Genomic DNA, 14,791 nt, shown 5'->3' with positions numbered 1-14,791 from the left:
CGTTTGATGCGGGCTTTTTTTGTTGACCTGGACTGGCCATTTCGCGGGTAAACCCGCTCCTACAACGGCCTGCGCCCAATCACCAATGTGTGTGTGTCCACCACCGATCAGGTGTAGGAGCGGGTTTACCCGCGAATACGGAGGCCACGGCAACGGTGAACGGCCAGGGATATTGGCCAGCAGGCCCGGCCCTTTCGCGGGTAAACCCGCTCCTACAACGGCCTGTGCCCAATCACCAATGTGTGTGTGTCCACCACCGATCAGGTGTAGGAGCGGGTTTACCCGCGAAAAGATCAGCACAACCAATGCAAATATCCCAGGCAAAAAAAAGGGGCGCCGACCAAGCGCCCCATAAGCCGTAAAGCACACAACTGATTCAGTTGGCGTCCAGCAGTGCCATAGCCTCGGCACTGCACGCTTCGATCCGCGCCCAGTCACCGTTCTTGATCCAGCTGCTGTCGAGCATCCAGGTCCCCCCCACGCACATCACGTTTGGCAGGGCCATGTAGTTGCGCACGTTGGCCGGGTTTACACCGCCAGTGGGACAAAAACGAATATCGCCGAATGGGCCACCAAAGGCCTTGATCGCTGCTACGCCGCCGCTGATCTCCGCCGGGAACAACTTGAACCGGCGGTAGCCCAGGGCATAGCCCATCATGATTTCAGACGGCGTACTGATGCCCGGCAACAGCGGGATTTCACTGTCCACCCCCGCCTCGAGAATGTCCTGGGTAATGCCTGGGGTAACGACGAACTGCGCGCCCGCAGCCTCAACCGCTGCGAACATGCTGCGGTCGAGCACGGTACCAGCGCCGACACACAGCTCCGGGCGCTGCTCACGCAGCACCTGAATGGCCTTGAGGCCATGCTGTGAGCGCAGGGTCACTTCCAGGGTACGGATGCCGCCGGCGGCCAGGGCGTCAGCCAGCGGCAGGATGTCTTCCTCACGAGCAATGGTGATTACCGGCAGGATGCGCGCCTTTTTGCAAATGGCGTCGATCCGCGCGGCTTTATCAGCCATCGAGAGCTTGGGCTGCGGGCGTTCAAGGGTGGTCATGACTGTGGATCCTTGGCTCATGGGCACCAGTAGATGTCCAGGGGGTCGTGAAGAAAAGCGCGAATCGGCATTTCAGTAAGGTCGTTGCCCGCCAGCGCGGCGCGCAGGGTAGCGAGTTTGCTCTGGCCTTGCACAGACAGCGCGATGAAGGCAGCACTGGCCAGCAGCGAACGGGTCATCGACAGGCGCTGGTGCGGCACGCTCGGCGCCAGCAACGGCAGGCAGCGGCGTGGGCCGGCCGGGTCCAGGCCTGCTTCCAGGTTGGGACTGGCGGGGAACAGCGAGGCGGTATGGCCATCGTCGCCCATGCCCAGCACCAGCACGTCGATCGGCGGTAGCTCAGCCAAGGCCTGGTCAGCTTTGAGCGCAGCTGCATCGAGGTTCTCCGCCTGGTGGTACAGGCCAACGAAGCGGGCCTTGGCGGCTGCGCCCTTCAACAGGTGACGGGCCAGCAGGCCGGCATTGCTGTCGACGTGCTCTACCGGCACCCAGCGCTCATCAGCCAGGCTGACGATGACTTTGGCCCAGTCCAGATTCTCGCTGGCCAGCTTCTCCAGGAACGGCACCGGGCTGCGTCCGCCAGACAACACCAAGCAGGCCTGCCCCTTGGCGGCAATCGCTGCGCGCAGGCGCTCAGCCACATCATGAGCCAAGGACACGGACAGTGCCTTGGCATCCGCCAGTTCATGAGCCTTCACGGCCGCTGGCAGTTTCAGTTCAGATATCCCCATACCACGCCCTCCCATCGCGTGTGATCAGTGCAATCGAGCTCATTGGCCCCCAGGAGCCCGCAGCGTACGGCTTGGGCGCGTCGCCCGCATTACGCCAGCCGGCGATCAACTGGTCGCACCACTTCCAGGCATACTCGATTTCGTCCTTGCGCACGAACAGGTTCTGGTTGCCGCGCATCACTTCGAGCAACAGCCGCTCGTAGGCATCCGGAATTCTTGCACTGCGCCAGGCATCGGAAAAATTCAGCTGCAATGGGCCACTGCGCAGTTGCATGCCTTTGTCCAGGCCCTGCTCCTTGGTCATCACCCGTAAAGAAATGCCTTCGTCCGGTTGCAGGCGGATGATCAGCTTGTTACCGATCTGCAAACGCTGTTCCGGGGCGAAGATGTAGTGCGGCGTTTCCTTGAAGTGAATGACGATCTGCGACAGTTTTTGCGGCATGCGCTTGCCGGTTCGCAGGTAGAACGGCACGCCCGACCAGCGCCAGTTACGGATGTCGGCGCGCAGGGCGACGAAGGTTTCGGTGTCGCTCTGAGCGTTGGCGTTGTCTTCTTCCAGGTAACCCGGCACCGGTTTGCCTTCGCTATAGCCGGCAATGTACTGGCCGCGCACCACACTGGTGCTCAGGCCGTCGCCGGTGATCGGTGCGAGGGCCTTCAGCACTTTCACCTTCTCGTCACGGATGGCATCGGCGGACAGTTCGCTGGGCGGGTCCATGGCGATCAGGCACAGCAACTGCAGCAGGTGGTTCTGGATCATGTCGCGTAGCTGGCCGGCCTTGTCGAAATAGCCCCAACGGCCCTCGATACCGACCTTTTCCGCCACGGTAATCTCCACATGGGAGATGGAATTCTGGTTCCACTGGGTTTCGAACAGGCTATTGGCGAAACGCAGGGCAATCAGGTTCTGCACCGTCTCTTTGCCCAGGTAGTGGTCGATGCGATAGACCCGACTTTCAGGGAAGAACCGCGCCACGGCATCGTTGACCCGGCGCGACGACTCCAGGTCGTGGCCAATAGGTTTCTCGAGCACTACCCGGGTGCGCGCAGCCAGCCCGACCTTGTCGAGGTTTTCGCAGATGGCCCCATACACCGCCGCCGCCGTGGCGAAGTAGGCGATCAGCGGCAGCTCGCCAGGCAGTTGCTCGGCAAGGGCCTGGTAACCCTCGGGCTGAAGGAAGTCCAGGTGCTGGTAATTCAGGCGGGCGAGGAAGCGCCCCAGCGCAGCAGGCTCGATGTCTGTCTCGGGCACGTGCCGGCGCAGGTGGGCTTCGATACTGTCCAGGTGCTCCTGCGCACTGCCGGCCTCGCGAGCCAGGGCCAGCAGGCGGGTGTCCGGGTGCAACAGGTTGGCCCGGTCGAGCTGGTAGAGCGCAGGAAACAGCTTGCGCAGTGCCAGGTCGCCGAGGGCGCCAAACAGGGCAAAGGTGCAAGGTTCGACACTGATTGCAGCCATGATGTTGGTTCTTTCCTAAAGTTGGTCTAGGAATACCGCTTTCACACACGGTTTTCAAGGGGAAATGTAGTAAAAACCACAACATTACACACAAGTGTTACAGACAAGTGGTACGCCAACCGCACCGACAGTACGATAGACGACCGTGCAAAAAGCCTGCTGCTCCCACAGCCGGCTGTCTTCCCGACCCAAGGACACACCCATGGACCGCGTGCGAAACCTCCTGGAACAGATCCAGGGCCGCCTCGACGAGCTGAACAAGGCCGAACGCAAAGTCGCCGAAGTCATCCTGCTCAACCCGCAACAAGCCACCCGTTTCAGCATCGCTGCGCTGGCCCAGGCGGCCAAGGTCAGCGAACCGACCGTCAACCGCTTCTGCCGCTCGTTCGGCGTCAGCGGCTACCCCGAACTCAAGCTGCAACTGGCGCAGAGCCTGGCCAGTGGTGCCGCCTATGTCAGCCGCGCGGTGGAGGCCGACGATGACCCGGCCGCCTACACCCAGAAGATCTTCGCCAGCGCCATCGCCTCGCTTGACAGCGCCTGCCAGCAACTGGACCCGCAGCAGGTCAGCCGCGCCGTGGACATGATGATCCAGGCCCGGCAGATCCACTTCTTCGGCCTTGGAGCCTCGGCTCCAGTGGCCCTGGATGCGCAGCACAAGTTCTTCCGCTTCAACCTGGCCGTGTCGGCCCACGCCGATGTGCTGATGCAACGCATGCTGGCCTCGGTCGCCCACACCGGCGATCTGTTCGTGATCATTTCCTACACCGGACGCACCCGCGAACTGGTCGAAGTGGCACGCCTGGCACGTGAAAACGGCGCTTCGGTGCTGGGCCTGACCGCCGCAGGCTCGCCACTGGCCAATGCCTGCAGCCTGAGCCTGCACATCCCGCTGCCGGAAGATACCGACATCTACATGCCGATGACCTCGCGGATCATCCAGCTGACCGTGCTCGATGTGCTGGCCACCGGCATGACCCTGCGCCGCGGCGTGGACTTCCAGCCCCACCTGCGCAAGATCAAGGAAAGCCTCAACGCCAGCCGCTACCCGATCGAGGACGACGAACTCAATTGAGCCGGTGCGCCTGCAAACGCAGGTGCGCACGCTGCCCAGGCGCCAGGCTCAGGCCTTCGCCACTGCCGCTGGTCGCCTCGACGCAGACAAAACGCTGCGACTCGCGGCCAGTCACCCCCATCAGCGGGCGATTGCCAGGGTGCCAGACCACGGTGTCGTCGCTGTCACCGGTGTCGATGCACAGCTCGCGCTGCCAGGCTGGGTCCTGCAATTGCACCCGTGGCGTACCGGGGTAGACCTTCTGGCAGCCGCCCTTGAGCTTCAGCGCGCCATCTTCACGGCAAGCCTGGCGGTTGAGGCGGTCGTAGCCTTCAATGTCTTCCAGCCCAGACAGCGCTATCTCTGACACGTCACTGATGCGCCAGTACGCCAGCAGCGCATGGCTCAGCTGGCAGGGCTCGCTATCCTGATGTTCGGTGCTCAGGCTCAGCTCCATACGGCTACCTAGCCGGGCGTGCAGGTCGACTTGCCAGTCGCACAGGTCCAGCCGCCATTTCAGGGTCACACCCTCCTCGTCCTCACGGCTGTCCACCAGTTTCCAGTCCAGCAGCCGCGCCCAGCCGTGGTCCGGCCACAGGTCTTCGCTGGGATGGCAGCCATACCAGGGCCAGCACACCGGTACACCACCGCGGATCGCCCCCACCTGCGGCCACTGTTCGGCGCACCACAGCCACGGCCGTTCACCCGCCGGTTGAAAGTGCAGCAACTGCGCGCCCTGGCGGCTGAACACCGCCTGGCAACGGGGGTGGTCGATGATCAGGACATCGCGCTGCTGGTAACGCTCCCATTCGAATGTCGGCCGTGGCCGCTGCGAGGAAAAGAAGCGATGGAGCGGATGTTCGGGCATGGTTCAGAGCTCTTGTTGTTCGAGATAGCGCTGTCTCGGCCTATCCCCGACACCCACTGCAGACCAGTGGGTGCCAGGAACCGATAATGGATTGGCGTAAATTTACAACAAGTGCCCTCAGAATGACGACTGAATCTTCAAGCCAGCGACCAGCGCGTTATCTACCTCGTCCACCCCGCCAGGGCTCTTGATGTACTGCAGGTTAGGCCGCACGGTCAGCCAGTTGGTAACGTGGAAGCCGTAGTAGAGCTCTGCGTTGTACTCGGTGCGCTGCAGCGGCACGAAACCAGGGTTGTCGTAATCGTTGATGCCGCTTTGGCCGTTGAGCAACTCGGCGCGCTTCTTCACGTCGTCATTCACATGAATTCGCGCCACGCCGAAGCCGATGTCATCTTTGGGCCGAGCGTCGAAAGCACCTTTGTAGACCAACCCCACCTGCTGGTAGTTATCGACCACGTTGGTGGCCTTGTCGTGCACGGTAAAGTTGGCGAACAGGCTGAGGCCACGGTTGACGTCGCCGCCGTGGGCGGTGACCTGCTGTTGCGCCACCACCCACCACCCGTGCTTGCTGGAGTGCGACTTGAAGGCTTCACCTGTCAGCGCCTGCGGGTTGCCGTTGACGTCGTCGAACACATCGTCAGCCTTGGCCGTGCTGTAGTAGTAACCCAGGCGGTACTCGCCCGGCAGGCCATTGACCTTGGGCGACCACACCGCTTCCACCGGCAAGATCGCACCCTTGGTGCCACTGCCGCTGAGCTTGAAGCCGTTGCCGGTTTCCAGGTTGGAAGGGTTCTGCTCGAAGGCCCCGACCTGTACGAAGAACTCCGGCGTGATGTTGTACTTCACCCGCAGCGCCCACTGGCTGACCGGCCAGTTGTACCAGATGCCGCCCACCCAGTTGCCCACCTGCGAGCCGCAGAAAGCCAGGTTCTGGAAGTCGCAAGGGAAGCTGTTGAAGTCCTCGCCTTCGCCAAAGCGGCCAAATTTCACGTCCAGTGCGCCGTCGAAGTACTTCTGCTTGATCCACATCTGGGTCAGGCGCCAGGTCTGGCCACGGCCCCACACCTCCTGCACCGAGCTGAACTGCCCGGCGCGCGGGTCGCTGATGCGGTCGTTGGACAGGTTGCGACCGCTTCGCTCGGTGATTGCCAGCTTGAACTCGGCATCATGCCAGCCCAGTATCTTCTGCAAGTCCAGATGCGCGCCGAGGGCGAACTGGTCGCTGTAGCGTGCGGTCTTGTCGTCGTTGTAGCCGCCATGCAGGTTGCCAGCCACCTCGCCTACATAATCGAGGGTGAAGTCATAGCCCTTGTCCAGCAGCTCGGTCCGGGTGCCGCCCCAATCGCCGGTCATCCATTTTGATTCGCTGGAAAAAGCCTCGGCAGCCTGTGTACCGCTGCTGCCTACAAGTGCAAGCAAGGCCAACGATCCCAGTGTCTTGATGCGTTTGCGCTGTTCCATCCCTTTGCGTCCTCTTTTTCTTATTGATGGTGTAGACGAGTCAACGGCCTTTGAAGTGAGCCACGTTGTCCTTTGCAGTTGCGCCAGTGCTGGCCAGGTGCAGGCGCTCGCCATTGTCGGCGTCGAACAGAAGCACCCGGGCCGGGTCGAATTGCAGGTTGAGGGTGTCACCCACCCGGCACACCACATCCGGTGCAAGGCGGCAGCACACTTTTGTCTGGTTGAGCGTGACGAACACCAGCAGGTCCGGCCCGGTGGGCTCTGTGACCTGCACCTCGGCGCGGATACCCGGCAAACCATTACCGTCAGCAGCGCCCAGGGCGATCTGCTCAGGGCGGATGCCGAGGATGATCTCGCGCCCCTCCAGCTCGTCAGCAGCCAGCCCCAAAGGCAGCTCGCAGCGTGCCTGGCCGCTGTCGAGCAGCGCCAGCAAGCGGCCATCGTGCCTGGCCAGACGCACCGGAATGAAGTTCATCGGCGGCGAACCGATGAAGCTGGCCACGAACTGGTTGGCCGGGTCGTTGTAGATCTGCTGCGGGGTGCCGAACTGCTGGATGATGCCGTCCTTCATCACCGCCACCTTGTCGCCCAGGGTCATGGCCTCGATCTGGTCATGGGTGACGTACACCGTGGTGGTCTTCAGGCGCTGGTGCATCAACTTCATTTCGGTGCGCATTTCGACCCGCAGCTTGGCGTCGAGGTTGGACAGGGGTTCATCGAACAGGTAGATCTTGGGTCGCCGCGCCAGCGCCCGGCCCATGGCCACGCGCTGCTGTTGGCCACCGGACAGCTGCGCCGGCTTGCGCGCCAGCAAGTGTTCGATCTGCAGCAACTTGGCCACCCGCGCCACTTCCTCGTCGATGGCCGCCTGGGGCAGCTTGCGGATCTTCAGGCCGAACTCGATGTTCTCACGCACGCTCATGGTGGGGTACAGCGCATAGGACTGGAACACCATGGCGATATCGCGGTCCTTGGGGCTCATGCCACTGACGTCCTGCTCGTCGATGAGTATGGCGCCGCCGGTAATCTGCTCCAGGCCGGCGATACAGTTCATCAAGGTCGACTTGCCGCAGCCCGACGGCCCCACCAGGATCAGGAACTCGCCATCCTTGATCGACAGCTGAATGTCCTTGAGGGTGTCCGGCAGGCCGCTGCCGTAGGTTTTGTTCACATTGCGAAGTTCGAGCGTTGCCATGGCTTACCCCTTGACCGCGCCGGCCGTCAGCCCGCGCACGAAATATTTGCCTGCCACCACATAGACCAGCAGGGTTGGCAGGCCAGCGATCATCGCTGCCGCCATGTCGACGTTGTATTCCTTGGCCCCGGTGCTGGTATTGACCAGATTGTTCAGGGCTACGGTGATCGGTTGCGAATCGCCGCTGGAGAACACCACGCCGAACAGGAAGTCGTTCCAGATCTGGGTGAACTGCCAGATCAGGCAGACCATGATGATCGGCGTGGACATCGGCAGAATGATGCGGCGGAAGATGGTGAAGAACCCGGCACCGTCCAACCGTGCGGCTTTGACCAGCGCGTCGGGGATGCTCACGTAGAAGTTGCGGAAGAACAGCGTGGTGAAGGCCAGGCCGTAGACCACATGCACCAGCACCAGGCCGCTGGTGGTGCTGGCCAGGCCAAGCTTGCCGAGGGTGAACGAGGCCGGCAGCAGCACGGTCTGGAACGGCAGGAAGCAGCCGAACAGCAGCAGGCCGAAGAACAGTTGCGAACCCCGAAAGCGCCACATCGACAGCACATAGCCGTTCAGTGCACCAATAGCGGTGGAGATCAGCACCGCTGGCACGGTGATCATGATCGAGTTCCAGAAGTAACCGCTGACCGCTGCCCAGGCCTTGGCCCAGCCTATGCCGGTAATCACCGCAGGCCAGCTCAGCAGGTTGCCGGTGCTGATGTCTTCGGGGGTCTTGAAGCTGGTCAGCAGCATCACCACCAGCGGCACCAGATACAGCAGCACGGCGATCAGCAACACGGCATGGATGGCCATACGGCTGAAGCTGAGCACCGGCTTGTCGACAGGACTATGCATGGCGTTTGCTCCGCAGCTCCGAGTACAGGTAAGGCACGAGGATCGCCAGGATCGCCCCGAGCATGAGGATGGCGCTGGCCGAGCCTATGCCCATCTGGCCGCGGCTGAAGGTGAACGAATACATGAACATTGCAGGCAGGTCGGACGAGTAACCCGGGCCGCCGGCCGTCATTGCCGCCACCAGGTCGAAGCTCTTGATGGCAATGTGCGAAAGGATCATCAGCGCGCTGAAGAACACTGGGCGCAGGCTGGGCAGCACTACAGTCCAGTAGATGCGCGGCAAGCTGGCACCGTCGATCTGGGCGGCGCGGATGATCGATTGGTCAACGCCGCGCAGGCCGGCGAGGAACATCGCCATGATAAAGCCCGAGGCCTGCCACACGGCGGCGATCACCAGGCAGTACACGACCCGGTCAGGGTCGATCAGCCAGTCCAGGCGAAAGCCCTCCCAGCCCCAGTCACGCAACAGCTTGTCCAGGCCCATGCCGGGGTTGAGCAGCCATTTCCACGCGGTACCGGTGACGATCATCGACAACGCCATGGGGTACAGGTAAATGGTGCGAATGAAGCCCTCACGGCGGATGCGCTGGTCCAGCAGCACCGCCAGCAACACACCGATGGCCAGGCTGATGGCAATGAACAGGCCGCCGAACAGAAGCAGGTTCTTGCTCGCCACCCACCAGCGGTCGTTGTCGAACAGACGGGCGTATTGCGCAAGGCCCGCCCACTTGTAGGTGGGCAGAAAGGTCGAGGTGGTGAAGGACAGCACGAAGGTCCAGAGGATGTAGCCGTAGAAGCCCACCAGGACGATGAACATGCTGGGTGCCAGCACCAGCTTGGGCAGCCAGCGCTGAAGCGCGTCCAGGGGTGAGGCCCGCAGTTGGGCGGTGATAGTGCTCATGTATTGAATCCCGAGGTAGTGGCGGTGCTGCGCACCGCTTCGCGGGCAAGCCCGCCCCCACAGGTCCGGCGTCATGACCAGGAACTGTGGTGAGCAGGGCCCATGTGGGAGCGGGCGTGCCCGCGAACAGCCGTTACCGGGCAGCCTTGATAGCCGCCGCCAGCTTCTTCGCCGCATCGGCCGGGTCGGCCTTGGGGTCGTTGATGTAGTTGGTCACCACATCGAAGAACGCGCCCTGCACGGCCAGCGTGGTGGCCATGTTGTGCGCCATGCTCGGTTGCAGGCCGCCCGTTTTGGCGTCGGCCAGGAAGTCCTTGGCGGAGGTTTGAGCACAGGCATCGAAACCATACTTGCCCATGTCGGCAAGCATGTCGTTGCGTACCGGGATCGAGCCCTTGTTGATGCTGAAGACCTTCTGGAAGTCCTCACCCAGCACCTTGCGGGCGATATCCTGCTGGCCAGCAGAGGTGCCAGCGTTGTTCTGCTTGAACACCACCAGCGAGTCGATGTTGTACAGGAACGCCTTGTCGGTGCCGGGGAATGGCACGCACTGGTAATCCTTGCCGGCGGTTTTCTTTGCCAGTGTCCATTCGCTCTTGGCCCAGTCGCCCATGATCTGCATGCCGGCCTTGCCGTTGATGACCTTGGCGGCTTCCAGGTTCCAGTCCTGGCCCTTGCCGTCCGGGTCCATGTAGGTGGCGACCTTCTTCAGCTCGGTCAGCGCCTTGACCATGTCCGGGCCGGTCAGGGCGGTGTTGTCGAGGTCGACCAAGGCCTTCTTGTAGCCGTCGACGCCCATTACCGACAACACCACGCTTTCGAACACGGTGCTGTCCTGCCAGGGTTGGCCACCATGGGCCAGCGGGATGAAGCCAGCAGCCTTGAGCTTGTCAGCGGCGGCGTAGAATTCCTCGAGGGTGGTGGGCGCCTTGTCGATGCCGGCCTTCTTGAATACTTCGGGGTTGATCCACAGCCAGTTGATACGGTGGATATTCACCGGCACGGCAACATAATCACCGTCGTACTTCACGGTGTCGGCGACTTTCTTGTCCAGCAGGGAGTCCCACTTTTCTTCCTTGGCCACATCCTTGAGCACATCGGCGTCCAGCAGGCCGGTGGCCGCCCAGTCCTGGATGTCGGGGCCTTTGATCTGCGCGACACCGGGCGGGTTGCCTGCGACGGCGCGGCTCTTCAGCACGGTCATGGCCGTGGCACCGCCGCCGCCGGCAACGGCGCCGTCCTTCCAGATGAAGCCATCTTTTTCGACCTGGGCCTTGAGCACATCGACCGCGGCTTTTTCACCACCGGAGGTCCACCAGTGCACCACTTCGACTCTGCCTTTGGCGTCAGCAGCCTGGGCACCCAGGGGGATCAAGGAGGCAAAGGAAATTGCGGCAGCGAAACGGAGCGTGGAATTCATCGAGGCACCTTTCTTGTTGTTATGCCGTGCAAGTCGATCGCTTGCGTTGCATGAAGTCTAAACAGCGCGCTCGCCTCGTCAGGTAACGAAGCGATGCGTGAATGTCATCGTTTGGTTACATTGCCGCCCAGGTTGCTGGCCAGGCTGGGTGCCAGGGGCAAGCCTGGCAACAGCAGCGCCTGGTAGGCGTGATAGAGGTCGGGCTTGCCCGGCCAGAGGGTGCCGGCCGGCTGGTTGTGTGCATCGAGTTCGTGGTGCCAGCTGCCGCCGATGGGGTCGATGAAATGATTGGCGATAAAGCCCCAGCAGCAGCGGTACCACTGTTCGTAATGCGCCTCGCCGGTGCGTTGCAACAGGGCTGCCGCAGCGGCGCAGGCCTCGGCGTGCACCCAGTGCAGTCGTGCATGCACCACCGGGCGATCAGCCCAGTCCAGCGTATAGACGAAACCCGGTTCACCATCGACGTTCCAGGCCTGCTGGCAGGCGGTGTCGAACAATGCGCGGGCACTGTTCGGCAGCCATTGCGGGGCGCACAGGCCGGCCCGTTCAAGGCTGGCTTCCAGGTGCAGCAGCAACCGCGCCCACTCCAGGGCATGCCCGGGTGTAGTGCCATAAGGCCGAAAGGGGTCGGCGGGGTGTTCGAGGTTGTAATCCGGCAGCGGTGCCCAATGGGCATCGAAATGTTCGATCACCCGATAACCGTTGGCGGCAGCATGGCCATGGATGATGCGTTCGGTAATTCGCAGGGCGCGTTGCAGCCACAGGCCGTTGCCGGTGGCATCTGCCAAAGCCAGAAAGGCCTCGGTCGCGTGCATGTTGCTGTTGGCGCCCCGGTACGGCTCGGGGAGCTGCCAGGCGCGGGAGAAGGCTTCCCGCAGGGCACCTTCTTCTTCGCTCCAGAAATGCGCTTCGATCACCTGGATTGCGTCTGCCAACAGCGTGCCAGCGTCGACAGCGCCCGCCACAACCGCCGAGCTGGCAGCCAGGGCGACGAAGGCATGCAGGTAGGCCGCCTTGCCGCTATCGACGTGGCCGTCGGGGTGAGCGAACCAGCCGCCGTGGTCGGCATCCTGCATGGCTCCGCGCAGTGCTGCCACACCGTGCTCGGCATAGGCCAGGCTGCCAGGGATGCCCTGCAGATGGGCCAAGGCGAAGCAATGGGTCATACGGGCGGTGTTCATGGTTTCGGCACGGGCACCAGGGGCGAGTTGCCCGTTGGCATCCAGATTGCCGAAACCGTCGGGTAGTTTCGCGGCCTTGGCAAAGGCCAGCAGGCGCTGTGCTTCGGCCAAGCGCCAGGCGTTGTGGGCCGGGGCATTGAGCCAGCTGTCAGCGGACAGGTTGAGGGAGGTCATGGGCCAGCTTGATCCTTGCCAGTCATTTGCGAATTCTAGCCAGCGGGGTCATGGCGGATGTCACGAAGGACGGCGGGATTGTCACCGGTCAGTGACATTGCGCCTGCCTGTATTGGCCTCTTCGCGGGCGCGCCCGCTCCCACAAAGACCACACAGCCTTCCAAGTTTACGCTGTACCTGTGGGAGCGGGCTTGCCCGCGAAGAGGCCCACACAGGCACCCCAAAAAATCAATCCATACCCCGTGGCAGATACAGAGTCACCCGCAGCCCGCCCTCGCGCAGGTTCAGCAAGCTCACCTCGCCCCCATGGCTATGGGCGATGTTGCGCGCAATGCCCAACCCCAGCCCATACCCCTGCTGCTGCCCGGCCAGACGGAAATGCGGCTCGAACACCTGTTCCAGCTGCTGCTGCGGCACCCCGGGCCCCTGGTCATCCACCTGCAGCACAAAGCCTTCTGCCCCGTCGATGATGCGCAGCCGCGCCCGTTCGCCGTACTTGATGGCGTTGTCGATCAGGTTGCCGATGCAACGACGCAATGCCAGCGGCTTGCCCGGGTAAGGCGCCAGCGCCTGGCCCTCGACGGTGATGCGACCATCGCCCAGGTAAGGCTCGGCCAGAATCTCCAGCACCTGGTTGAGGTCGACCGGCTCGATGTTTTCGTGGATGTCGGTATCCTTTACGCACTGCAAGGCGCCTTTGACCAGCAACTCCAGCTCGTCCAGATCCTGGCTGAACTTGGCCTGCAGGCGCTCGTCCTCCAGCAGTTCGACACGCAGGCGCAAGCGGGTGATTGGCGTGCGCAGGTCGTGGGAAATGGCGCTGAACAACTGGCTGCGTTCGGTCAGGTAGCGGCTGATTCGCTCACGCATGCTGTTGAACGCCCGACTAACCTCGACCACTTCACTGCCGCCCGCTTCAGCCAACGGCGCCACATCGGCGCCCAACGACATTTCCCGCGCAGCCCGCGCCAGCCGTTTGAGCGGCCAACTTTGCCAGTGCACCAGCAGGCCGATGAACAGCAGCAGCAAGGTTGTGGTGAGCACGATGAAACCGATCTGCTGCCGAGGCAGGCGTTCGGCCTCCAGGCTGGTATAGGGTTCAGGCAGCAACGAGGCGATATACAACCACTCCCCCTCACCCAGACGGATCTGCGTTACCAGCACCGGCGGGTTGAGTGGTTCCAGGGTCAACGAGTAATGCGCCCAGGAGCGCGGTAGCTCGTCGAGCTTCAGGCCACTGTTGAAGATACGCAGGTCGTCGGGGGCGACGAACGCTACGGAAATTTCCATCTGTGAACCCAGGCGCTCGTGCAGCACCTGCTGGAACACATCGATCACCGCCTGCTTGCGAGGGGTGATGGGCAGTGCCTGCATGTCCAGCGGCGTGGCGTTAAGCGACACGAAGAAACGCGTGCCGCCCATGCTGCGCAATTGGTCGAGCACCAGCGGCCGGTAGGCCACCGGCAGCGAGCGGAAGTAACTGACGCTGGCACTCATGGAATGGGCCAGGCTGCTGGCGCTGGCACGCAGCCCCTGAAGCTGGCTGGCGCGCAGCTGAGACACCCAGATAATGCTGGACAACCCCTGGGCCAGCAGGACAACCAGCAAGGTCAGCAGCAGCATGCGCCCCAGCAAGGAGCGCGGAAGCAGGCGCCAGCGCCGCTCAGGGTGCACAGCAGACATGCGCCGCCAACAAGTAGCCACTGCCTCGCACGGTGCGGATCAGCCGGGGAGGTTTGTCGGTATCGCGCAGGCGCTGGCGCAGACGGCTGACCGCCATGTCGACGATACGGTCCAGCGGCATCGGTTCGCGGCCACGGGTGGCGTTGCCGATGGTGTCGCGGTCGAGGATTTGCTGCGGGTGATCGAGGAACAGTTTGAGCAGGGCAAAGTCGGCGCCGGAGAGGATCACCTCCTCTCCATCACGGTGGAACAGGCGGTGGCTGACCGTGTCCAGGCGCCAGTCGTCGAAGGCCAGCACGGCGCTGCCCGGCGCCGTCTGGCCGAACTCGGTGCGGCGCAACAAAGCCTTGATTCGCGCTTGCAGTTCGCGGGGGCTGAACGGCTTGCCCAGATAGTCATCAGCGCCCAGTTCCAGGCCAATGACCCGGTCAGCCTCGTCCGAGCTGGCGGTGAGCATGATGATAGGTACGCGCGCCTGGCGTGGGTGCTGGCGTACCCAGCGGCACAAGCTGAAGCCGTCTTCGTCGGGCAACATGACGTCAAGAATGACCAGGTCGCAGGGCGTGGTTTCCAGCGCACGGCGAAAGCCCCTGCCGTCAGCCTCGGCATGCACCTGGAAGCCGGAGCGGCTCAGGTAGGTTTGCAGCAGTTCACGGATTTCCTGGTCGTCGTCGACCATCAGGATCGATTTGCCGGCAGTGCTCAAGGTGGTCCTTCCTCTTGTTGATTGCAGGTCTTTTTGCCTGCTGTCGGGTATTGCC

The 14,791-nt window shown here is 62.7% G+C and carries 13 protein-coding genes; 1 reads left to right on the top strand and 12 read right to left on the bottom strand.

Going from position 1 to position 14,791, the window contains the following annotated elements; all coding sequences use genetic code 11:
• Positions 1-376: 376 nt before the first annotated feature.
• Genes ACE4QZ_RS07515 through zwf form a run of 3 tightly spaced genes read right to left on the bottom strand, consistent with a single transcriptional unit; the run spans position 377 to position 3,244 of the window.
• On the bottom strand, positions 377-1,057 hold the full coding sequence (locus tag ACE4QZ_RS07515; RefSeq protein WP_003255037.1) for a bifunctional 4-hydroxy-2-oxoglutarate aldolase/2-dehydro-3-deoxy-phosphogluconate aldolase: 681 nt from the start codon (positions 1,055-1,057) through the stop codon (positions 377-379).
• A gap of 17 nt (positions 1,058-1,074) precedes the next feature.
• Positions 1,075-1,788, bottom strand: coding sequence for a 6-phosphogluconolactonase (gene pgl, locus ACE4QZ_RS07510; protein ID WP_021781913.1), 714 nt, complete (start codon positions 1,786-1,788; stop codon positions 1,075-1,077).
• Positions 1,775-3,244, bottom strand: coding sequence for a glucose-6-phosphate dehydrogenase (gene zwf / locus ACE4QZ_RS07505; protein ID WP_103463201.1), 1,470 nt, complete (start codon positions 3,242-3,244; stop codon positions 1,775-1,777). The genes pgl and zwf overlap by 14 nt, the downstream gene beginning before the upstream one ends.
• 211 nt (positions 3,245-3,455) lie before the next feature.
• On the opposite strand from zwf, the gene hexR reads away from it, so the two are divergent.
• Positions 3,456-4,319 carry a DNA-binding transcriptional regulator HexR gene (gene hexR / locus ACE4QZ_RS07500; protein ID WP_169774905.1) on the top strand — a complete coding sequence of 288 codons (864 nt, stop codon included), beginning with the start codon at positions 3,456-3,458 and terminating at the stop codon, positions 4,317-4,319.
• Here the strand turns inward: hexR and ACE4QZ_RS07495 are convergent.
• From ACE4QZ_RS07495 to gltR, 9 genes are all read right to left on the bottom strand, one after another.
• On the bottom strand, positions 4,312-5,166 hold the full coding sequence (locus tag ACE4QZ_RS07495; RefSeq protein WP_103463202.1) for a D-hexose-6-phosphate mutarotase: 855 nt from the start codon (positions 5,164-5,166) through the stop codon (positions 4,312-4,314). The two genes, hexR and ACE4QZ_RS07495, sit on opposite strands and share 8 nt — an antisense overlap.
• Positions 5,167-5,283: 117 nt before the next feature.
• A complete protein-coding gene (locus ACE4QZ_RS07490) occupies positions 5,284-6,627 on the bottom strand; it encodes a carbohydrate porin (RefSeq protein ID WP_021781910.1) in 1,344 nt (447 codons plus the stop codon).
• Positions 6,628-6,667: 40 nt separating this feature from the next.
• Positions 6,668-7,822 carry an ABC transporter ATP-binding protein gene (locus tag ACE4QZ_RS07485; protein ID WP_103463203.1) on the bottom strand — a complete coding sequence of 385 codons (1,155 nt, stop codon included), beginning with the start codon at positions 7,820-7,822 and terminating at the stop codon, positions 6,668-6,670.
• Between the two features lie 3 nt (positions 7,823-7,825).
• Complete coding sequence (locus ACE4QZ_RS07480; RefSeq protein ID WP_103463204.1) at positions 7,826-8,671, bottom strand: carbohydrate ABC transporter permease; 846 nt, start codon at positions 8,669-8,671, stop codon at positions 7,826-7,828.
• A complete protein-coding gene (locus ACE4QZ_RS07475; protein ID WP_410480425.1) occupies positions 8,664-9,572 on the bottom strand; it encodes a carbohydrate ABC transporter permease in 909 nt (302 codons plus the stop codon). Before ACE4QZ_RS07475 ends, ACE4QZ_RS07480 begins: the two co-directional genes overlap by 8 nt.
• 133 nt (positions 9,573-9,705) lie before the next feature.
• Positions 9,706-10,992 carry an ABC transporter substrate-binding protein gene (locus ACE4QZ_RS07470; RefSeq protein ID WP_410480424.1) on the bottom strand — a complete coding sequence of 429 codons (1,287 nt, stop codon included), beginning with the start codon at positions 10,990-10,992 and terminating at the stop codon, positions 9,706-9,708.
• A gap of 104 nt (positions 10,993-11,096) precedes the next feature.
• Positions 11,097-12,347, bottom strand: a complete 1,251-nt coding sequence (locus ACE4QZ_RS07465) for an AGE family epimerase/isomerase (RefSeq protein WP_101196499.1) — start codon at positions 12,345-12,347, stop codon at positions 11,097-11,099.
• Positions 12,348-12,575: 228 nt separating this feature from the next.
• Positions 12,576-14,030 carry an ATP-binding protein gene (locus tag ACE4QZ_RS07460; RefSeq protein WP_101196497.1) on the bottom strand — a complete coding sequence of 485 codons (1,455 nt, stop codon included), beginning with the start codon at positions 14,028-14,030 and terminating at the stop codon, positions 12,576-12,578.
• Positions 14,011-14,736, bottom strand: a complete 726-nt coding sequence (gltR, locus tag ACE4QZ_RS07455; RefSeq protein WP_101196496.1) for a two-component system response regulator GltR — start codon at positions 14,734-14,736, stop codon at positions 14,011-14,013. The genes ACE4QZ_RS07460 and gltR overlap by 20 nt, the downstream gene beginning before the upstream one ends.
• Positions 14,737-14,791 lie beyond the last annotated feature (55 nt).

It is taken from the genome of Pseudomonas sp. DCA-1 (assembly GCF_046523955.1).
GTDB lineage: Bacteria > Pseudomonadota > Gammaproteobacteria > Pseudomonadales > Pseudomonadaceae > Aquipseudomonas > Aquipseudomonas putida_Y.
The sequence above is the reverse complement of the archived record's forward strand: the minus strand, read 5'-3'. Positions and strand labels throughout refer to the sequence as shown.